Annotated in this window: 13 protein-coding genes; 10 read left to right on the top strand and 3 right to left on the bottom strand. The window is 58.8% G+C overall.

What is annotated here, in order from left to right; genetic code table 11:
• Positions 1-127 precede the first annotated feature (127 nt).
• A complete protein-coding gene (locus Pan97_RS20555) occupies positions 128-1,600 on the top strand; it encodes a MauE/DoxX family redox-associated membrane protein (protein WP_165698876.1) in 1,473 nt (490 codons plus the stop codon).
• Here the strand turns inward: Pan97_RS20555 and Pan97_RS20550 are convergent.
• Together Pan97_RS20550 and Pan97_RS20545 are read right to left on the bottom strand one after the other, a co-directional pair.
• The gene (locus Pan97_RS20550; protein ID WP_144975881.1) at positions 1,597-2,913 is read right to left on the bottom strand and encodes a DUF1501 domain-containing protein; all 1,317 of its coding nucleotides are present in this window, start codon (positions 2,911-2,913) and stop codon (positions 1,597-1,599) included. The genes Pan97_RS20555 and Pan97_RS20550 overlap by 4 nt on opposite strands.
• An 8-nt stretch (positions 2,914-2,921) precedes the next feature.
• The gene (locus tag Pan97_RS20545; protein WP_144975880.1) at positions 2,922-4,556 is read right to left on the bottom strand and encodes a DUF1549 domain-containing protein; all 1,635 of its coding nucleotides are present in this window, start codon (positions 4,554-4,556) and stop codon (positions 2,922-2,924) included.
• Positions 4,557-4,761: 205 nt separating this feature from the next.
• On the opposite strand from Pan97_RS20545, the gene Pan97_RS20540 reads away from it, so the two are divergent.
• The 3 genes from Pan97_RS20540 (at position 4,762) to Pan97_RS20530 (ending at position 7,830) form a co-directional block, all read left to right on the top strand.
• The gene (locus Pan97_RS20540; protein ID WP_144975878.1) at positions 4,762-6,000 is read left to right on the top strand and encodes a DUF4013 domain-containing protein; all 1,239 of its coding nucleotides are present in this window, start codon (positions 4,762-4,764) and stop codon (positions 5,998-6,000) included.
• A 102-nt stretch (positions 6,001-6,102) separates the two neighbouring features.
• A complete protein-coding gene (locus tag Pan97_RS20535; RefSeq protein WP_144975876.1) occupies positions 6,103-7,419 on the top strand; it encodes a S41 family peptidase in 1,317 nt (438 codons plus the stop codon).
• Between the two features lie 231 nt (positions 7,420-7,650).
• Positions 7,651-7,830, top strand: coding sequence for a hypothetical protein (locus Pan97_RS20530; protein ID WP_144975874.1), 180 nt, complete (start codon positions 7,651-7,653; stop codon positions 7,828-7,830).
• A 9-nt stretch (positions 7,831-7,839) separates the two neighbouring features.
• On the opposite strand, the gene Pan97_RS20525 is transcribed toward Pan97_RS20530, so the two are convergent.
• On the bottom strand, positions 7,840-8,793 hold the full coding sequence (locus Pan97_RS20525) for a histone deacetylase family protein (RefSeq protein ID WP_144975872.1): 954 nt from the start codon (positions 8,791-8,793) through the stop codon (positions 7,840-7,842).
• 212 nt (positions 8,794-9,005) lie between these two features.
• On the opposite strand from Pan97_RS20525, the gene Pan97_RS20520 reads away from it, so the two are divergent.
• From Pan97_RS20520 to Pan97_RS20495, 6 genes are all read left to right on the top strand, one after another.
• Positions 9,006-10,808 (top strand): hypothetical protein, encoded by a 1,803-nt coding sequence (locus Pan97_RS20520; RefSeq protein WP_144975871.1) that lies wholly within the window; start codon positions 9,006-9,008, stop codon positions 10,806-10,808.
• Between the two features lie 59 nt (positions 10,809-10,867).
• A complete protein-coding gene (locus Pan97_RS20515) occupies positions 10,868-13,195 on the top strand; it encodes a HEAT repeat domain-containing protein (protein WP_144975869.1) in 2,328 nt (775 codons plus the stop codon).
• Positions 13,196-13,306: 111 nt separating this feature from the next.
• Positions 13,307-15,463, top strand: a complete 2,157-nt coding sequence (locus Pan97_RS20510) for a 3-hydroxyacyl-CoA dehydrogenase NAD-binding domain-containing protein (RefSeq protein WP_144975867.1) — start codon at positions 13,307-13,309, stop codon at positions 15,461-15,463.
• Between the two features lie 30 nt (positions 15,464-15,493).
• Positions 15,494-16,654, top strand: coding sequence for an acetyl-CoA C-acyltransferase FadA (gene fadA / locus Pan97_RS20505; protein WP_144975865.1), 1,161 nt, complete (start codon positions 15,494-15,496; stop codon positions 16,652-16,654).
• A 20-nt stretch (positions 16,655-16,674) separates the two neighbouring features.
• Positions 16,675-18,387, top strand: coding sequence for an AMP-dependent synthetase/ligase (locus Pan97_RS20500; protein WP_144975863.1), 1,713 nt, complete (start codon positions 16,675-16,677; stop codon positions 18,385-18,387).
• Between the two features lie 153 nt (positions 18,388-18,540).
• Positions 18,541-20,466, top strand: a complete 1,926-nt coding sequence (locus Pan97_RS20495) for an acyl-CoA dehydrogenase family protein (protein ID WP_144975861.1) — start codon at positions 18,541-18,543, stop codon at positions 20,464-20,466.
• The last annotated feature ends 11 nt before the right edge of the window (positions 20,467-20,477 follow it).

Here is a 20,477-nt window from a genome sequence, read left to right as displayed (position 1 = left end):
CCCCATTGTGTGATGCCTCGCACCCCTCTGGCAAGCCATTCATCAGGATTTCTCGACGGGCGGGGAAATGGCCGTTTGTGTGCTATGGTTAAGGGTTATACCGAATATCCAACGTGCGATCGGAACCATGGCAACCGCCACCAATTCAGAAACCGCCGACGTCTTGACGGGGGCCCAGCCGATGGTGCTGGGGTTGCCGACGGTGCGTTACGGCCTATTGGTCGTGGCCGTGATTGCCCAGGCCGCGACGATTCTGATTACGTGGCCGTTGTGGCAGGTTCGCGAAACGCCGGTTCACATGCCGCTGGTCGATCTGCCGCAGATACCTTTTGGCGGGTGGATGCTGGCCACCCTGATTCTGGTGCTGATCCGACCCCGGATGGGGCTGGCCGTGCATGTGGCTTCGCTGCTGCTTTCGTTCGTATTCGATCAGTACCGCACGCAGCCGCAATTCATTGCCAATGCCGTGTTGATGCTGGCGACGATCGAGAACGTCGGCGTGGTGATCGTGCGGTGGTTTCTCGCGTCGCTATGGCTGTGGGCAGGGACGCATAAGCTGTTATCGCCCGATTGGTTTTCGTTCGGATCGTGGTACATGGTGCAGTCGCTGCATGTGAATCCGGAAGACTTCCAGATGCTGTTTGCCTACGGCGTTGCGCTAGGCGAGATCTCGGTTGGCCTGCTGGCCATCTTTCGGCCTCGCTGGGCGGCGATCCCGTGTGTGCTGATGCATGTGGGGATCGTCATCTTTCTGTCCCCCCTGTTTTATAACCACAACGTCAGCGTGGTCCCGTGGAACCTGGCCACGGCAACGATTGGGTGCTGGGTGATGTGGAATGCCCCGAGCATCCGGCCGCAGCGTCGTTGGGAATGGATCGTCGCGGCGGTGCTGTTGGTTTATCCGGCTGGGTTTTACCTGGGCCTGGTCGATCATGGGATCGCCAGCGTGCTGTACTCGAATCACCTGCCGGAAGGGATGATCACCACGAAAGAAGGCACCGAGAAGATCTCGGGCTGGGGAGATCTCCGCGTCCCGTTTCCCAACGAGCGGAGACTACTGGCGTTGTACTTTCAGCGGTCGTCGCAGCCTGGGGATAAGCTGCACGTGTCGGAGCCTCGGCCTTGGCTGGGGGACAAGTACTTTGTCCTTGATGCTGATGGCAACCTGGTCGAACAAACGCGCGAGCAGTTCATTCAGGGAAGTGACAATGAAGTCTACGGCATGGAGGTCGAGAACCGGCGAATTCATTTTCTATTGGCGCGCGCCGGCGTGAAGAAAGTCCGCCGTGAGGAACAGTCCACGATCTATGCCGTCGAGATTCCTCCCCAGCGATATCGACCGGAACTGCTAGAGATGCTGGCAGGGCTGCCGAATCTCGAGCAGATCAACCTGGGGGGCTGCGAAGTGACGGATGAAGACCTGAAACGTTTGCCGCTTTTGCCGAAGCTAGTGGGGATTGGGCTAACCGACACGCCGGTCACCAATGCTTCCATCGAAACGCTACTGAAGCAGCCGCAGCTGAAAGTCATCGAATATCAACAATCGAACATGACGCTCGACGCGATTCTCGAGTTCGAGAAGCACCGCCCGATTGATTAGGCGTCGGCGACAATTTTGGAAATGGGCGTCCCCTGGCAAATGGCCATCGGGCGGCCGATCGGGGTCTGATAGTCCTTGTGGATATTAATGCCCAGGGCGCTGTGGATCGTGGCGTGGATATCCTCGACACGAACCGCGTGCTTCGTTTCGGGCGTGATCTTTTCCCCTTCGGGGTCGGTTTCTCCGAGGAAAACCCCTTTGCGAATTCCACCCCCGGCCAAGGCCACGCTGAAGCCGTGCGGCCAGTGATCGCGACCAGCGGCGGGATTGATTTTGGGGGTTCGGCCGAACTCGCCGCCGCACAGGACGATGGTGTCTTCGAGTCGATCACGCTCCTTAAGATGCTTGATGGTCGCGCTCAACGCGGCATCGAGATCACCGGCCCGGGCCGATTGCAACTCGTGATTGTTGGCGTGCGTGTCCCAGCCGCTAAGCGTGACTTGCACGCAGCGGACGCCAGTCTCGATGAGCTGCGTCGCGCACAAGCAGCCTCGGCCGAACGGAGTATCGCCGAACTGCTCTTTCACTTCGGTCGGCACGCCGTCGATGTTGAACGCATCGATCTGGTCGGAAGTCATCATCGTGGTGGCACGATCGACTGTTTTGCGGTGCAGGGTCTTGTTCTGTTCCAGATCGAATCGGCGACCTTTGGAAAAGCTTGATTCGAGGATGTCCAAATCGCTGAGCCGGGCCTCGAAGCGATCCTCCGGGACACGCCGCGGAAGGTCTGGCAGCGGGCCTGTGGGATCGTACATCTTGAACGCGTCGTACTGGTTCCCCAGGAAGCCTCCCCGCGACGGGAACGCCGAGGGGAAGATCGACACGTGACGAGGGATTTCGACCCCTTCGGCTGAAAGCTCGTGACAGAGAATTGCTCCGATCGACGGGTGAATTAGCGTGGGGTCAGGCCGGTAGCCGGTCTGCATGTTGTAGGTGGCCCGCTCGTGATCTCCTTCCTTGCTGGTCACGCAGCGCAGCAGGGCCATCTCGTGCATCACTTCGGCGGTATGCGGCATGGTGTCGGCGATCTTCAGCCCTTTCACCGAGGTATCGATCGCTTTGGTATCGCCGCCGATCATCTTGCCGGGATGTGGGTCCCAGGTTTCCAACTGGCTGGGGCCCCCTTGCATCCAGAGGACGATCACCGATTTGGGGCGTCCCTTGTTCGATTTCTCTTCCGATGAGGCGGCCAATAGTTGGGAAAGAGGCGTCAGCCAGGCCAACCCTGCACCGGCACCCAGCAGCGTGCGGCGGTTGAAGTGTGCACGTGTGCCGCAACCTTCGGGACCGAGAAGATGTTGAAAGCGTTTCATGGCAGTTCCTAGTGATTCCAGGCGAACTCGGTGCAGTTCATCAAAGCCCAGTAAATGTCTTCAAAGTCTTGGGTACGGTTCGATTTCACTTCGTCACTTTCCAGCTTGTTGACGAAGTGTTCGAGCTCTTTTTCCGTTGGTCGCCGTGTGAGAACGCAGAGGAAGGCCGTTTCGACCCCGGTTTCGTTGTTAGGGGACAGCTGCGAAATACGTGTGGCGGCGTTGCGGACGAAGTTGTTCTTGGTCCGCTCGGTCACCAGGTTGCCGTTCATCATCAGCAGCCGCTGCGGGATGGTGCCGCCGTCCATGCTGAACTCGTCTTCGCCGGCGTCTCCGTACCGTTTAAGGAAATCGTTCGTTTCGCCGAAGGTCACCAGCTTGGTCAGCACGTGACTGTCGGCATTGAGCGTGCTCAAGGAAGAAGCCTGATTGATGCTGCCGATGATCTGTTCGGGCCGAAGTCGCGTCACGGGATACGAGGCCCAGGCCTGTTCGTGCCGGGCGGTTAGCTCGTGGTCGGCACGACTATCGCGTTGGAAGGCTTCCGTCGAAGCAATCAGACGAATCAATCGCTTGAGGTCGAAATTGTGCGCGATGAAGTCATCGACCAGCGGATCGAGTCCCGCCGGGAAATTGCCTTTCTCGAAGCTTCCATTGAGTGGAATGTTGTCGACCGGCTCGACCAGCGGCCGCCCCGTCATCACCGCCCAGACGCGATTGACGATTGCTCGGGAAAACGGTTTGTTTTCAGGATGCGTGACCCAGCCTGCCAGGCGATCGCGCAGCGTTCCGCCAGATTCTTCGAGCAAGTGCTGATTGAAAGGTACCTGGGCGGGCACGGTCGTTTCTTCTTCGGCATGCAGATACTTGTACTCGTACGGTTTCCCCTTCTGGTCCATGATGCCGACGAACGAGTTCTGGGCTTCGCGAAAGAACGAGGCCAACTCGTGAAAGTCGGTCTGCTTGAGATCGCCGCCGAGGTTGTCGTCGTGGCACTGCACGCAGTCGATGCGCGTCGCCAGGAAGGCCCGGGTCACGCGGCCGGCCAGCATCGCCACGTCAGGCTCCTTCGTGCCGTCTTGGTCGACGGTGGCGGTGATGAAGTTGACCGCGGGGTGATCGGTCCAAAGGCCTGACTCGGCGATCAGGTCTTGAGTCAACTCGTTGTAAGGTCGATTGGCCATCAGCTGGTCGCTGAGCCAGGTCACGAATCGCCGCTTGCGGAAGATCAGGAAGGGACCGTTTTCTGTGCCGACATAGGCACGTGAAAGCCGCTCGGCCATGTAGTCGCCATAGCGACGATCTTCCAGCAAGTGGTTGACCCACCATGCCAGGCGATCTTCTTTCGGGCGATTCTCGAGCAGGCGAATTTCTTCCAGCGAAGGAATCGAGCCGGTCAGTCCCAGCGAGATGCGGCGGGCGATCGTGAGGTCGTCGGCTTTGGGGGCCGGCTCCAGTTCTCGAGATTTCCAAACTTCCCGAAACTGAGCATCAATGGCCTCTTTCGTCGTTTGGAAGTCATCCGAGACCACGACGACCGGATCGTCGAGCGCTTCGACTTTAGGAGGCGCTAGCAGCCAATTGGCCAGAGATGCCAAGACGACGGTGGCGAGGGCGATGAAAGCAATATTCTTTAGCCACATAGGGAGACTCGCTCTGAGACCCGCGACAATAGAAAAGGGACGTCTAAGTACCTATTCTTACCGGGGCTGAGGCATATTTGTTTCCTGTTGTCGAGAAATCTTTCGGTTTTCGCGGAATTATCAAAACCAAGCCCACGTCGCGTTAGGTAGAACAAACATAAGGAATTACGCTGATTCCCTTCTCATCGATTCCTGGATTTCCCCAATGTCTGTGGTCAACTCAACCTGGCATGACGAAGCATTGGTTCCTTCCGAGGAACTTGTTGCCCCGATCGACGAAGCATGCCCTGGGCACGACAGCGAAACCCTGGTCGAGGCTGCCCAGCCACCAAAAAAGAATATCGTCTGGCGGATCGCCGATGGGCTGATGAGTGCCTGGGAGTGGTGCTTTGGCGTCGTCTCGATGATCGTGATTCTCGCCTTTCTCGCGACCGTCCCCATTTTGAATTTGATGAGCCTGGGCTATTTGTTGGAAGTGAGCGGGCGAATCGCTCGGACCGGCAAGTTCACGCAAGGGTTTGTCGGCATTCGCAAAGCGGCCCGTATCGGGAGTATCGTCGCCGGGGCCTGGTTGATGTTCTTGCCGCTGCGGCTGTTATCCGATGCCTGGCAAAGCGCCTGGCTGATCGATCCGCAGAGCGTGCAAACGCGTAACCTGTGGATTGTCACGATGGTCGCGACGGTTGCTGTCAGCTTGCACGTGGCATGGGCATGTTATCGAGGTGGCCGACTACGGCATTTCATCTGGCCGGCGCCGGTTAAGTTCTTCAAAACGATCTTCCACGGCGGCATGTATGCTCAGGCCCGGGAAGGAACGCTGGCCTTCATTAAAGAACTGCACCTGTGGTACTATTTCTCGCTGGGAGCTCGAGGATTCGTCGGCACGCTACTGTGGCTTTTGGTGCCGGTGGTTTGGATGATTGGGGCTCGGCAGATCAATGATCCGGGGGCTGCCTTCGTGGTGAGCTTGCCGGGCATGCTCGTGTTTGCGTTTGTGCTTTTGTATCTGCCGTTTCTGCAAGCTCGCTTCGCCGCCGAGAACCGCTTCAAGGCTTTGTTTGAAGTGCGAGCGATTCGTGGGCTGTTTCGTCAGGCACCCCTGGCTTGGTGGCTGGCGCTGTTCATTACGCTGCTGTTCGCTCTGCCGCTGTATCTGCTGAAGATCGAAATGATCGATCGCGAGATTGCCTGGCTGCCGAGCTTGTTCTTTGTGATCTTCATCTTCCCGGCCCGCATGCTATCGGGCTGGGCAGTTGCCGTATCCAAGAAACGCGAGAAGCCGGCCCACTTCGTCTGGCGTTGGATGAGCCGCCTGGCCGCGATTCCGGTGGTGGTGTCGTACATCTTCTTCATGTACTTATTCTTGTACATTTCGTGGCGCGGGGCGGATAGCCTGTTGGAGCAGCACGCGTTTCTGGTACCGGTACCATTTTTGGGGGCCTAGCTCTGGTTTCCACCAGGCGTTGGCACTAGGACCGTCCCCGGCAAAGGGGTACGATAGAACCATCGGTTCGTCTCTTTTCCTGCTCTTAGGTTGAAGTGTTCCATGCCGCGTGGAAACCTGATCGTGATTTGTGTCGCCTTCGTGGTGGCGTTGATTTGTTACCAGTCAGCGGCTCAATCGCGTTATGCGTTGATGTTCCAGCAGGGTCTGCGAACGATCTCCGATTTCTATGTACGTCCGGTTGAAGACGAAGATCTTTTCAACGCGGCGATGGAAGGGCTGACCGCGCCGCTGGATCAGAACTCGGTCTATATCGCACCGCCCCGCTATTCCAATTTCCGCCGCGAACTTGGTCAAGAGTTTGGCGGGATCGGCGTGCATGTCGATTTCGATGAAGAAACCCGCGAGATGGTGATCATTACGCCTTTGGCTGGTGCGCCTGCCTACGAGGCCGGTATCCAAGCCGGGGATATCGTCCTGGCGATTGACGGTGTCCAGCTGAATGGCGAAGACTTCGACAAGTCGCTCGAGCGTCTGCACGGCGAAACCGGCACGCCGGTTACTTTGACCGTAAAGCACATCGGACAGGAAGAGCCTGTCGATATCACGATGACCCGGGCCAACATCATGGTCGAGTCGGTCATGGGCGACACGCACGGCGCAGGGGGGAAATGGGACTTCCATCTCGCGAGCAACCCGAAGATCGGATACATCCGGGTCGACTCGTTTGGAGATCGAACGGCCGAAGACTTTGAAGCAGCCTTGGATCAGATTGGTAATGATGCCGAAGGACTTATCATCGACATGCGCGGCAACGCCGGCGGTTATTTGACGGCGGCGATTCAGATGGTCGACATGTTCCTCGACAAAGGGGACATCGTCACGACGCGTACCCGCAACAACCGCATTCGAGACGTCTACGAGGCATCGTCCGGGGCGACGATCGTCCCCAAGAGTCTTCCGGTGGTGGTGATGGTGAACCGCTTTAGCGCCAGTGCGAGCGAGATTTTCGCGGCAGCCTTGCAAGATCACGGGCGAGCGACGGTCGTCGGCGAACGCTCTTTCGGCAAAGGCACCGTGCAAAGTATCTTCCCGCTCGATGGAGATCGCCGGGCCATGAAGATCACCACGGCTACCTACTGGCGCCCCAACGGAAGCAACATTCACCGTTTTCCCGATTCCAAGGAAGAAGACGATTGGGGCGTGAGTCCCGACGAGGGGAAAGAACTGGAACTGGATGATCAGACGTTGACGAAAGTCATCAAGGCGAGGCGTTTGCACGACGTCGATCGAACCAACTTCTCGAACCCTGACCAGGCCACAAAGCGAGAAATCTCGGAGGAGGAGCAGGAACTGCTCGACTTTAAAGACCCTCAGTTGCAGTTGGCGATCGAAGTGATTGAAGAGGCGAAGAAGTAAGCGTTTGGTACGATTTGCAAAGGTGATTTGCAATTTCTTCCATCGGCCAGAGCGACTATTACGAAAGCGAAAACCGGGCAAGATATGCCGGCGGCTGGCTAACATCCAGATTCACGCATATCAGCGACTTGAGACAATTTCGGGCGTCATTTCAGGAATTTGGCACTCCGGTTGCAAGTTACAGCGATCAATCTCCCCCCTGGTCTTCCCGGTTAGTTGAAAGACGCATCGATGGTTTGCAACGTCAACCACTTCCAGTGGCCTCAGTCCCGTTCCAGCGCTGACGTGGAACTGGAATCATTCTCGCGGCCGCTTCCCCCGAATCCGCACCCTAACATGCCTTATGTCGTGGTGTTGCTCAAGATGCTTAGCGTGGCGGACGAGATTTCTGATGGGGACGAGTTTGAGTAGCCAGATGCGCTAGGAAGTTTTCTTCGCCGCAGCGTTGGCCAATTCACGAAGGTGGACTTCGATCGAGTCGGCCAGCCGCGGCGGATTGTATCCCCCTTCCAGCATGCTGACGACGCGCCCCTGGCACCAGGTGTTGGCGATCTCCTGAACGATGTTGGTCAGCGTGGCGAAGTCTTCTGTTTCCAGTCCCAGGTCACCCACCGGGTCATCTTTGTGCGCATCGAAGCCGGCGCTGATCATCACCAGATCTGGTTGAACGCGTTCGGCAAACTCTTGCAGTTGGTACTCGAAGGTCGTAAGCGTGGCCATGCGATCGGTCCCGTACGAGACCGGTAAATTCCACGTGGCCCCTTTTCCAGGCCCTTCTCCTACGGCATCGCGATCGCCTGAGCCGGGATAGAAGGGATAACGGTGCATGGAAAAGAACGCCACGTTCTCGTCGCGCCAGAAAATGTCTTGCGTGCCATTCCCGTGATGCACGTCCCAGTCGACGATCAGCACCTTGGGAACATCCAATTCCTTGACCGCCACGGCCGCCGCGATGGCAATGTTGTTCATCAGGCAGAATCCCATCGCCTTATCATTAGTCGCGTGGTGACCAGGCGGGCGAATCATGCAGAATGCGTTCGCTGCATCTCCCTGGACGACCTTCCGCGTCGCATCAATCGCCGCGCCGGCCGCGAGCAAGGCAACCTTGTACGATTCCGCGGAAACGACCGTATCGGCGTCGAGGTTTCCCCCGCCATTTTCGGCCAGTTCGCGGGTTTGGGCGATCATGTCGCGGTCGTGAACCATGGCGATCTGGTCGAAAGTAGCCGCCTCGAAGGTCGGAGCGGTCCATTTTTCCCAGATTTTTTTGTCACGAAGCTGCGTGGCACACGTCGTCAGGCGCAGCGGACATTCCGGATGTTTGCCGGTTTCGTGCAGAAGATAGCGATCGTGGTAGTAAAGCAGGCTGGTCATTGCCGGGGTTGGCTCTTCTGGGGGGAGTGTGCGAATTCGTTGACACAAAATCGTGGGAGCAACTATTCTTAACCAAAGCGATGTCAGAGGGTATGATTAAATAACTCGTCGATTGGGGGAAAGTGCTCCCTTAAATCCCTCGCTCATCTCATCGATGCTTTGCCTCAGGATGCCTGAGGTGGGAAGACTCTCATTCATAGGAAAACCGTGGCATGAAACGAGTTGCTGTCTCGACCCTGGTACTCGCCATCATGGCCTGTTGCGGGCAAACCAGCTGGGCTCAGTACAACGAGATTCCGGTTACGGCCACCGATATCGATCCTGATTCGCGTGATACGCAAACACGCATCCGTTTCGGTCAGGCTCAAGCCGCCGTTCGCGAATACCTCAGTGGTAAAACGATGGACGAGCAAGGCCGGGCACTGATTCGCAAGTTCTTCCGCGATGCCTACCTGAAGAGTTGGACTCGCAAAGGGAACTGGACCCAGGCCGGTGCCAAGCGGCAAGAGTTCCTGCGAGCCTACTACGGCCCACTCTACTCCGAGCCAACGTCTCGCGCCATGGTTAATGAAATCATGGTCGAGTTTATGCGCGAATACATCAAGCCGAATTATCACCCGGTACTGCGTTACAACGCGATTTTGTTGTTGGGTGATCTGCGGTCGAAGGAAATGGACAACATCAACCAAACTCCTGAGATCCCTTATGCGCCAGCAACGGCCATCCTGCTTTCCACTCTGGAAGATCCCAATCAAAGCGACGCCGTGAAGGTTGGCGCCTGGATTGGTCTGATGGAACAGTGTCAGCTGTACGGCGTGAATTTGGGGTCGATGGCCGGTGCCGAGAAGACCAAGGTGATGGACCTGGTCGTTAAGACGTTGAGCGAGAAAGCTCCTCCAAAAGGTCGTGGCGCCGATGCCCACACCTGGATGCGGAAGCGGGCCATCGACGTGGCACGCAGCATTGGTAACGCCGGACGTGACGGAGCTTTAGCCAATGCCCTGAACATCATCATTCTCGACGAGAGCCTGCCGATCGAAATGCGATGCAATGCCATCGCGGCGAAAGGCCATCTGAATTACGACGCGCAAACGGCTGCCAAACTTGACGTCGCGAAGGAATCGGCGGAGATTGGCAAGGTGGCTCTGGAAGCGGTTTCCTCTGACGTTGCCTGGTACGACAACGCGATCACCGAGTACTACAAGGCACTGATGGGCCCCGGCGGCTCTGGCATGATGGGAAGCGAATACGGCATGAGTGGCCCGATGATGCAGCCAACGCCGCGTCCAACTTCGCGGCCTCCTTCCCGTCCCTCGTCGCGTTCGCGTGGCCGCAACCCGATGGGGCCCGGCGAATTCGGTGAATACGACGAAGAGATGATGGAGCCAGAGATCATTCGCGATCCGTTGGTCGTCCGGATGGAAACTCTCTTCCGCCGTCGCGTGAAGACGCATCTCGACGACTGCATGCAAGGTCTGGTCGGTTCGACGACGCAAATCACCGATGATGGAAGCTCGATCCGAGTAGGACTCATTCGCTATGCTAAAAACGCGGAGGACCGAGAAGTGATCGTCGGTCTGGCCAAGTCGATGTACAACATGCTGGCCACTGTCGATAACGACGAGCTATGGGAAGATGAACTGCTTAAGAATTCCAAAACGCGTCTCGAGACGCTAACGGTCGCCGCCCAGAAGCTGGCCGCCAAAGCGGCCGTCGACATCACTCCGCCTGAAGCGGACACCGCTACCAAGCCTGCCGACGACGTCCCAGGTGGTGCCGTGGCTCCTGATGTCCCCGGAGGTGCCGATGTGCCTGGCGATGACGTCCCAGGAGCCGCTCCAGCGGATATTCCTGGAGCCGCGTCCGAAGACGTTCCTGGGGCAGCTCCGGCCGATATTCCTGGCGGTACCGCTCCGGCGGACGTTCCGGGTGGGGCGCCTGCAGATGTTCCTGGTGCTGCCGCTGCACCTGCCGAAGACGTACCGGGTGCTCCCGCCGCGGATGTTCCCAACTAACGTCAGCGGACGCGGGAATGATCTTGTCGTAGCTGCCGCTGCCAGCTAAAAGCAGCGGCATGACCGCTGATTACGTTCGCAACCACCCGACTCTTACTGCACTGCTAGCAGTGACTCTTTCCCTGGCCCTTGCCGCAGGTTCAGGCTGTCGTAGCGTCATCGATGGTACAAGGGACCTGCCCGAGCTTTCATCGACACCACCAAGGTCGAAGCCTGAGAAGACGTCCCAACGCTCTTCTACCGAGCTTCCCCCTGTAAAAGACCCAGCCGTCGAAGCGGCCGAAACGGTGCTGGCCGCCAACGTCGTTCAAACCTCGGAAACGGCCCTCCGCCCACAACACGTCGAGTCGCGTGGTTGGTATCTCGATCACAGCGTACCGGTCTACCTGGCGGTGGCTCAAGGAAGCACACGCTGGCGTCACTCGGCGCTCGAGTCGCTGTTGGATCAGCCAGAATCACCACAAACGACGTTGGAAAGCGGAACAAAGTCGACCAACCCCGAGATCGCCGCCACCGCGCTGGTCGGTTTGATACGCAGCGGGTACTCGGTTGATCCGCGAAGATTGGCGGATTTGATCGAGAGGCAAGAGGTCGCGTTCACCACCAAAGCCGCTCTGCTGGAAGCCCTGGCCATGATGCCCCCCAAACAGGCTCGGCCGGTTATTGAGCAACTCTTCCAGGAACGAGCAACGCTGAGTGGCGATGCGCAAACAACCGACGAAGCCGCTTCGGCAGCCCTGGGGCAGCAGTTCTGGATATCGCTGGCGATGGTGCTTCCCGAAGACCAACAAGTATCCGTGCTAACGGAAAGCTTCGCGCAAGCATCGCCTGAGCTACAAGGTACGCTCCTCGATCTGCTTTTGTTTCATCGATCGGCCGAGAGTGACGCGATCACCCAGCACTTCGATCAACTATCGCCCCAGGCCATCCGCAGGCTCAAGCTCTGGGAGCCTTACCTGCGTAGTGTGGCTCCCCTGGAAACGCTCATCGCGCAGACACGCTCGGCGGAATTCCCCACGCGGGAAAGCGCTACCATCGGGCTCGGCCGCGACGGATCGGCCGCGGCTCAAGCGATGCTGAAAGAGATCGCCGACAAGGATCCCGCCCTGGTTCAGGTCGCCGCGGTCTTTGCCTGGAGTCTTATCCCTGGTCACGACGAGTGGCAGCGTCTTTCCGAGGCTTCGTCGTGGCGAGTACGCCTGGCCGTTGCCCAGTTGGTCCCGCTCGAGTCGAAGTATCGAGACGTCTTCGCACGGTTGAAAGAAGACAATAGTCGTCAGGTCCGCGAGGCAATGATCCAGCGTTCGCCAGAGCTGGTAGCCCAGCAGAAACGGCCAGAAGAAGTCCCGCTGACGGCGAAGAGAAAAGAGATTCCGAAGCTGACCGCCGAAGAGGCGATGACCCTTCTCGACCTGATCGAAAAAGCAGAGCACGCCGCAGCCGAATCGGAACGCACCGAAGCCCGACGGGCCTTGCTTTTGCAGCCAGAAGCTGTGCTGGCCGCCGTCGACCAGGCCGCCAAGCCGTTGGCCTCGTACGATAACCCTTACCTGTTTGACGTACTGCTTCCCCAGTGCGATCCGGCCTACCGCACCCTGCAAGAGGCGACCTCAGACGATCCCAAGCTGATCCTTTCGGCGCTGCGAAAGCTGGAAGAGCTGTCCCGCCAGGCCATCGTGCCGGAACTTGTCGTGTGGCGTCTGGCGTCGCACGTCGAGCAGTTCACGCCGATGACCTGGCCGGTGCTGATGGAAGTGATTCGCAACGATCAGCGCGAGGCCGCTCGACCAATCGTTCGACGGGCTTTGGCGCACGATTCCCCTCAAGTGCGCATCGCCGCCTATCGCTACGTTGTTGACTTTCCCTTGGACGATGTGAAGTCACAGATCCGGGACGGACTTCATCACGAGATGCCCAACGTTCGCATGGCCGCGGTCGAGGCCCTGGCAAGCGTTAATGGAGCCACCAGCATCAACGATTTTGTCGATCGACTCACCGACAGCGACATCGATGTGCAGATGGCCGCGTGCAAGGCGCTGGATGCCCACAACGACCCGCGCGGAATCGATCACTTGAGCCGCATGACCTATTCGTCGTCGAAATCGGTCCGCCTGAAAGCGGTGCAGGCCATTGCCGCCAGAAAAAGCTCCAGCGACGTCCCCGTTCTCATTCGTGTTCTGGATGACGAAACGTCGATTCGCGCGGCGGCACTGGACGGACTGTCCAGTATCGTCGCGAAAGATCGATGGCCTGAGGCAATTTCGGACTCCATTTCTCTGGAAGCGAAGTGTGCTGCCTGGAAAAACTGGTTCGACCGTCAAGCCAGCCATAGTCAAAACGGATTCTTATCCCCCGCCGGCGAACCCACTCAACCCTCAGGGCTCTAGCGCGTTATAATTCCAGCGTCTGGGAGCACCCCACATGTTTGCGCTCCCCTAGATTAGTTACGTGGTCCAACGAGCCGTTCTTGTGTGACCCGGGACGAAACGGAACCAGACATGGCCCCCAATTCCAACATCAAGCTTAGCTTCCCCGAACAGGACATTGCCTGCCTGACGTTCGACCTGCCTGACAAGGGAGCGAACATTCTGAGCCGTCCCGTCATGGAAGAACTTGCCGGTTACCTCGATACATTGGCCCAACGCGACGACATCGTCGGCGTCATTATCGACTCGGCGAAGCCCAGCATCTTCATCGCCGGTGCCGACATCAACGAGTTCGCCGCCTCGATGGAAGTCGACGAGAAGCGAACCTACGAGATGTGCCGCTGGGGACAGGACCTGTTCGGCAGGCTACATGCCAACAAGTGGCTGACCGTCGCGGCGATCAACGGAACGTGCGTTGGCGGCGGAACGGAACTGGCACTGGGCTGCGATCGCCGGATCGTCTCGACCCACGAGAAAACCGAAATCGGGCTGCCCGAGGTGAAGCTGGGGATCTATCCCGGTTGGGGTGGAACGGTTCGCTTGTCGCGGCTGGTCGGCCTTGGCAACGCGGTCAAAATGATCACCTCCGGTGAAAGTGTCTCGCCCCAGAAGGCCCTGGAGTTGGGACTGGCCGACGACGTCGTCCCTGCCGAAAAGTTGGTGCCGGCCGCGATCTCGATGATTCGCGAAGAACAGAAAACAGGCCAGTACCTGAACGATCGCGCCCAGCGCATCAAGCCGATCGCGATCAACGAGACCGAACTTGGCTTCCTCGGTGCCACCGCCTCGGCCTACATTCAGCAGCAGACCAAGGGACAATATCCCGCCCCCCTCGCGGCTTTGGAAACGCTGCTCGGCGGCGCCATGGTCGACGCTCAGTCGGCGCTGGAAGCCGAAGCACAAGGAATGGCCAAGCTGTTCGGCACGCCGGTCAACGCGGCCCTGATCAACGTCTTCCTGCTGACCGATCGCAACAAGAAGGATAGCGGCGTCGAAGGAGAAGGCCCGAAGCCGCGCAAGCTTGAGTCGGCCAGCGTCATCGGGGCTGGCATTATGGGAAGCGGCATCGCCGCGGCGAATCTGAAGCGAGGGCTGACCGTCACGCTGAATGACGCCAACCCTGAAGCTCTCCAGCGTGGTGCCAGCGCGGTGCTCGATGAAGTGTCGTTCGACAAGGAAACCCGCAGCAAGAATGTCGAGCGAGCGATTCACTACGCCGGCCGACTTCACAGCACCACCAGCGGCGACGAACTACTTGGCTCCGACATCATCATCGAAGCGGTCGTCGAGAACCTGGAACTCAAACGCAAGATCTTCGCCGGACTGGAAGAGAAGCTTCCCGCCGAGACGATCCTGGCCAGCAATACGTCGACGCTGCCCATTACCAAGCTGGCCGAAAACCTGAAGCACCCGGAGCGTTTCGTCGGGATTCACTTCTTCAATCCGGTCCGCAAGATGAAGCTTGTGGAAGTGATCCGCGGCGAGCATACCTCCGACGAAACCGCTGCCACCGCCGTCGCCTATGCCAAGGGCCTGGGTAAGTTCCCGATCGTCGTCAACGATGGGCCTGGCTTTTTGGTCAATCGGCTGCTCTTCCCCTACATGAACGAAGCGACGCAGCTGCTGCAAGACGGCGTCGACATGAAGCGGATCGACAAAATCGCCACGAAGTTTGGCATGCCGATGGGGCCGGTCGCGCTGTACGACATGGTCGGCATCGATACGTCCTTCTACGCGGGACGAACGATGTACGACGCATTCCCGGAACGGACCCTCGTCTCGCCGATTCTGCCGGCATTGATCAAGAATGAACGGCTCGGCACGAAGAAGGGGTACGGGTTCTACAATCACGAAAAGAAGAAGGGACGCCCCGAGCCAGATCCAATGGCGCTAGAGCTGATCGCCAAATACGTCGAAGCACCTGAGCGTGAAATCACCGACGAAGAAATCCAGCACCGTCTGATCTTGCCGATGCTGTTGGAGGCGACGCGGGCCCTGGACGAAGGGGTCGTCCGCGATCCGCGCGACGTCGACCTTGGTTTAGTCTTTGGCATTGGGTTCCCACCATTCAAAGGAGGCCTGCTGTTCTGGGCCGATACCGTCGGCGCGAAGACGCTGATCGAGTGGCTTCAGCCGCTGCAGGAACTGGGTAACCGGTTCGCTCCCACGGAAATGCTTCTGGAGATGGCCAAAACGGATAGCAAGTTTTACGACCGGTCCTCGGACTAATCGCACGAGGAAAAGAGAGAAAGCATCATCATGAATCAGGCGGTAATCATTGACTGTTTGCGAACTCCGATCGGTCGAGCCCACCCCGAGCGCGGCTACTATCGTGACGTCCGCAGCGACGATTTGGCCGTGCACTGCGTGCAGGCGCTGGTTGAGCGAACCGGGATCGATCCCCGTGAGATCGAAGACGTTTTGTTCGGCAACACCCAGCAGACGCTGGAACAAGGCCTGAACGTCGCTCGCATTATCGGGCTGACCGCGGGCCTGCCGGTCACCGCGGCAGGGACCACCATCAATCGGCTTTGCGGAAGTAGTCTCCAAGCGATCAACCAGGCCGCGCACAGTATCATTGCCGGGGGCGAAGACGTTCAGATCGTTGGCGGTCTGGAACATATGACGCATGTCCCCATGGATCATGCGCTCGACGTGAATCCCAAGCTATACCGCTACACGTCGGAAGCGGCCCTGCATATGGGAATCACGGCCGAGTTCCTCGCCCAGACGCAGGGAATCTCGCGGAAAGATCAGGACCAGTTTGCACTGGCCAGCCATCAAAAGGCGATCGCCGCAACGGATGCCGGTAAATTCAACCAGGAGATCATCCCCACGCACGGTCGCGCCGAAGACGGTCAGCGGCAACTCCTCACGACCGATCAGTGCATTCGCGACGATACCAGTATCGAGGCCCTGTCGGCACTGCGTCCCGTGTTCATGCCCGACGGCGGAACGGTCACCGCCGGCAACGCTTCACCCATCAACGACGGCGCGTGTGCAATGCTCATGATGTCGGACACGGCCGCCAAGCGGTTGGACTTGAAGCCCATGGCCAAGGTGGTTGCCACCGCGGTGGCTGGCGTCGAGCCGTCGGTGATGGGAACCGGTCCAATCCCGGCTACGCACAAAGTCCTGAAACGGGCCGGAATGACGCTCGATCAGATCGACCTCATCGAATTGAACGAAGCGTTCGCGTCCCAGTCGCTCGCCTGCATTCGCGGGCTCAAGTTGGATATCGAAAAGGTCAACGTCCACGGTGGAGCGATTGCGATTGGGCACCCGCTGGGCTGCTCGGGCGCGCGCATCAGTACGACGCTGCTGCACGCGATGTGTGATCGTGGTGCCCGCTTCGGCCTGGCGACCATGTGTATTGGTGTCGGCCAGGGGATCGCCACCATCTTCGAGCGAATCGACTAACGCCAGGCCGGAGATCTCGGATGGATACGGGGGGAGAGATCCAGCAAACCGATTCGATCGCGGCCATCTTTCTAGAGCGGGTACGTACCGACTTGAAGTCGCCCGCTTTGTGGACGCGAACGGCAAATACGGCGTATCAGTCAAGCACCTGGGAAGGGCTTCTGCTGGAAGTCGCCAGCACGGCCGCGGCCCTCGCCGAGCAAGGCGTTACCCAAGGCACGCGGGTCGTTCAGCTCAGCGAAAACCGCCGCGAGTGGATTACGCTCGATCTGGCCTTGCAGTTTCTCGGGGCCTGGCATGTGCCGATCAGCACGCACGCATCCCCAAGCCAAATTCGTCAGATCCTGGAGCATTGCGACCCGGCGATGATCGTCGTCGAGTCGACGCACAAAGACGGATGGATCGCCAAGCAGGCCGCCGACTGCGTCAAGACGCTTGCTTACGACGATGACGGCCTATGGCCGTCGCGGACCCTGTCGGATCTCGTCGCCATTCTTCCTACGACGGTAGAACTGGCATTGGCTGATCTGCAGCACCGCGCGGAACAGATCAACCCGGACGACGTCTGCTCGCTAGTCTACACCAGCGGCACGACCGGGCCGCCCAAGGGGGTGATGCTGACGCATCGCAATCTGGCCTTCAATGCCATGGCGGTCGTGCACGCGTATGAAGAGAAGCCGGCCGACAAACGGCTGAGCTTTCTGCCGTTCAGCCATTTGTATGCCCGAACCTGCGATGTTTATACGTGGATGGCCCGCGGATCGCAGTTGGCCTTGGCCCACTCTCGTGAGACGATCCTGGCCGACTGCCAGGCCATCAAGCCAACGCTGATCAATGGCGTGCCCTACTTCTATCAAAAGGTGGTCGAGGGGCTGAAAGCCAATGGCAAGCTCGATATGCCTGGTGCACTGCAAACCGCACTAGGCGGCGAGGTCCGCATGTGTGCCAGCGGGGGCGCACCGTTGGCCGGCTGGGTGATTGAAGCGTTTGCCAAGCAGGGCCTTTCACTGCTGGAAGGGTACGGCATGACCGAAGCCTCGCCGGTGATCTCGGTTTCGACCGAAGGGGCCCATCGTGCCGGGAGCGTTGGCAAGAAGCTTGAAGGGATCGAGGTCCGCATCTCCGAGCAAGGCGAACTCGAAACCCGCGGCCCGCACGTGATGAAGGGATACTACCAAGACGAAGCAGCCACGCAGCAGGTGATGGATGGCGACTGGCTGCGGACCGGCGATATCGGCATGATCGACGACGAGGGCTTCCTCTGGATCACCGGTCGGCACAAGGAGATGCTCGTCCTTTCGACCGGTCGGAAGGTCAATCCGGATGCGCTCGAACTGGCCATTGTCAGCGATCCGCTCGTCGCTCAGGTAGTGGTTTGCGGGGAAGGACGCAAGTGTCTGTCGGCCCTCATAGTGCCCGATCCCAATCAACTACGTCAGCGCATCAAGGAAGCTCGGCTGTGGGTCTTTTCCAAACGACAAGCCCTGCAGCATCCGGCGGTCCGTGCTTGGTATCGCGACGTTCTCGACTGTCAGCTGGCTAATCGCGCCGACTACGAACAGGTTGGACCGTTCACCATCCTCGGCCAAGGCTTCACGCCGGCCACCGGTGAAATGACCACCAAGCTCAGCCTGCGGCGCGATGCGATCATGAAAAATCACCACTTTGCGATCGAGCAAATGTACAAGCCTCCGGAAGTGTCGCCGCCCTGGTGGCAGTTCTGGGCGTCGTAATCGCTTGTTTTGTAATAAGTTATGGTGAATCCTGGCTGCCCGCGGGCAGCCGGTTGAACGAAAATAAGGTAGAGTTAGGTAGCCAGGAAGCATTGCTAATGGGGGTAAGTCCCTCGTTACGCGTCCACTCGAACCCCGGCAGGAGCAGCAACGATGAGCAGTGACACGACCAATCCATCGGTTTCGGATGACAAGCCGGAAGAAATTTCGTTCGCCGAAACGGCCCTCAAGCTCGGTGGTAAAAGCGAAGACGAAGCACGGCGCACCGGGGCGATCGATTCCGCCGACGATCAAGTCGAGAAGCTCTTTCAGCCGGAGTATCAAACGGCCAACAGCCCAGCGCATCGCGCCGTGTGGGATCGTGGTATTCCGGTCGAGCTGTTCGAAGCCGATCCGATTGCAGCGCCGCCGGAAATCCGCAAGGTGATGGATGACAGCCTGGAGGTCGTGCGCGGCTTTCGCAAGAGCAAAACCATCACCGACGAGAAAGGAAAGATCCGCGACGAGGTCTTTCAAGGGCTCGCCGATGCAGGCTATTGGGGGTTGCTGGTCGATAAAAAGTACGGCGGTAGCGGCACGCCATTTCGTGCGTTCGCCCCTTTTCTGACCGAGATGGCGATGGTCGATCCGACCCTCGCCGGCCTGGCTTCGGTCCACGGCTGTATTGGGGCGGTCGATCCGGTCAGCACTTTTGGCAACGAAGAGCAGAAGCAGCGCTATCTGCCGAAGCTGGCCAGCGGCGAGAAGCTCTCGGCGTTCGCGCTTACCGAACCGTGTGCCGGTTCTGACCTGACCGCGCTGCGAACGACGGCCAAGCTCGATGGCGACAGTTACGTGCTCAATGGTGAGAAGCTCTTCATCACCAACGTGGTGCCAGGGCGAACGATCGGCGTGGTCTGTTTGATCGACCAGGTGCCGGCGGTGCTGGTCGTCGATCTACCGCCGGAGGAGAACGATAACTTCCAGCTGCGAAAGTACGGCATTTGGGCCCTCAAGCATACCTACAACCAGGGCATCATCTTCAAAGACTTTCGCGTGCCAAAAGAGAACTTGCTGCTGCCGGGTAAGGGAAATGGTCTGACGATCGCCTATCACGGGCTCAACCTCGGCCGCATCAGCCTATGTGCCAACGCGGCCGGTACGATGCGTCTGATGATGGCCAGCATGATTCCGTGGGTTCATTTCCGCGAAACGTATGGCGAGCCGATCGCCAAGCGAGAACTGGTGCAGCGCCGCTTGGGTAAGCTCGCCGGAATGATCGTCGCTTCGGATGCCCTGGTGGCCTGGTGCAGCACGCTGATCGATGCTGGCTACCGCGGCGAGATGGAATGCATCATTGCCAAGATTTTCGGGAGCGAATCGCAGAAGGAAGCGGCGATCGAACTGTTCATGAAAACGCACGGCGGACGTTCGTTCCTGCACGGGCACATGTTTGGCGACAACGTCCACGAGTACCTCGCTCCTTGCATCTACGAAGGGGAAGGGGAGATGCTCGGCATGGCGTTCTTCAAGTCGCTGGTGAAGAAGCACGGCACGCAGTTCTTCGAGCCGATCGGCAAGGCCCTGCACGAAGCCGGCATTAAGAAGCCCAACCCGCTGAATCCGGCTCATGCCTGGGCGCTCAAGGGGGCTTTGGCTCCGTATGCCAGCTGGATGATGAAGGAATACATGGGAGGCAAGCCGCGGCCGAAGTTCCCGCAGATGCCAGAAGACCTGAAGGCCCACGCCCAGTTCGCGGCCGATCGCCTGCAAGACATGCCGCTGCATATCTCCGGCACGATGCGGAAGCATCAACTGAAGCTGGCAGACCGTCAGTGCCGCATGTCGTACCTGTCCTCAAACGTGCAGGACCTGATGACGATTCTGTGCACCGCGCTGTATGCGGCGAAGCAAGAGAACGAAACGATCCGCGCCGCGGCCGATATTGCTTGTCGCGATTTGAAGCGGAAGATTCTGCTCACCCGGCCGAGCGATCGCTACTTCCGTCGCGTGTCGGAAGTGGGGGGAATGGTCGCCGAAGGAAACTTTCCTGGCGTCAGCGCTCCCCCAGACGAAATCCTGATGCGGTATGATAAGTAACGACTCGTTAC

The organism is Bremerella volcania (assembly GCF_007748115.1).
Classification (GTDB): Bacteria; Planctomycetota; Planctomycetia; order Pirellulales; family Pirellulaceae; genus Bremerella; species Bremerella volcania.
This window is presented reverse-complemented; position numbering and strand designations above follow the sequence as displayed.

Excerpts from the sequence above, each read along its gene's own strand:
- Pan97_RS20555 (WP_165698876.1), top strand. The coding sequence starts at position 128 with ATGGCAACCGCCACCAATTCAGAAACCGCCGACGTCTTGACGGGGGCC.
- Pan97_RS20550 (WP_144975881.1), bottom strand. The coding sequence starts at position 2,913 with ATGAAACGCTTTCAACATCTTCTCGGTCCCGAAGGTTGCGGCACACGT.
- Pan97_RS20545 (WP_144975880.1), bottom strand. The coding sequence starts at position 4,556 with ATGTGGCTAAAGAATATTGCTTTCATCGCCCTCGCCACCGTCGTCTTG.
- Pan97_RS20540 (WP_144975878.1), top strand. The coding sequence starts at position 4,762 with ATGTCTGTGGTCAACTCAACCTGGCATGACGAAGCATTGGTTCCTTCC.
- Pan97_RS20535 (WP_144975876.1), top strand. The coding sequence starts at position 6,103 with ATGCCGCGTGGAAACCTGATCGTGATTTGTGTCGCCTTCGTGGTGGCG.
- Pan97_RS20530 (WP_144975874.1), top strand. The coding sequence starts at position 7,651 with ATGGTTTGCAACGTCAACCACTTCCAGTGGCCTCAGTCCCGTTCCAGC.
- Pan97_RS20525 (WP_144975872.1), bottom strand. The coding sequence starts at position 8,793 with ATGACCAGCCTGCTTTACTACCACGATCGCTATCTTCTGCACGAAACC.
- Pan97_RS20520 (WP_144975871.1), top strand. The coding sequence starts at position 9,006 with ATGAAACGAGTTGCTGTCTCGACCCTGGTACTCGCCATCATGGCCTGT.
- Pan97_RS20515 (WP_144975869.1), top strand. The coding sequence starts at position 10,868 with ATGACCGCTGATTACGTTCGCAACCACCCGACTCTTACTGCACTGCTA.
- Pan97_RS20510 (WP_144975867.1), top strand. The coding sequence starts at position 13,307 with ATGGCCCCCAATTCCAACATCAAGCTTAGCTTCCCCGAACAGGACATT.
- fadA (WP_144975865.1), top strand. The coding sequence starts at position 15,494 with ATGAATCAGGCGGTAATCATTGACTGTTTGCGAACTCCGATCGGTCGA.
- Pan97_RS20500 (WP_144975863.1), top strand. The coding sequence starts at position 16,675 with ATGGATACGGGGGGAGAGATCCAGCAAACCGATTCGATCGCGGCCATC.
- Pan97_RS20495 (WP_144975861.1), top strand. The coding sequence starts at position 18,541 with ATGAGCAGTGACACGACCAATCCATCGGTTTCGGATGACAAGCCGGAA.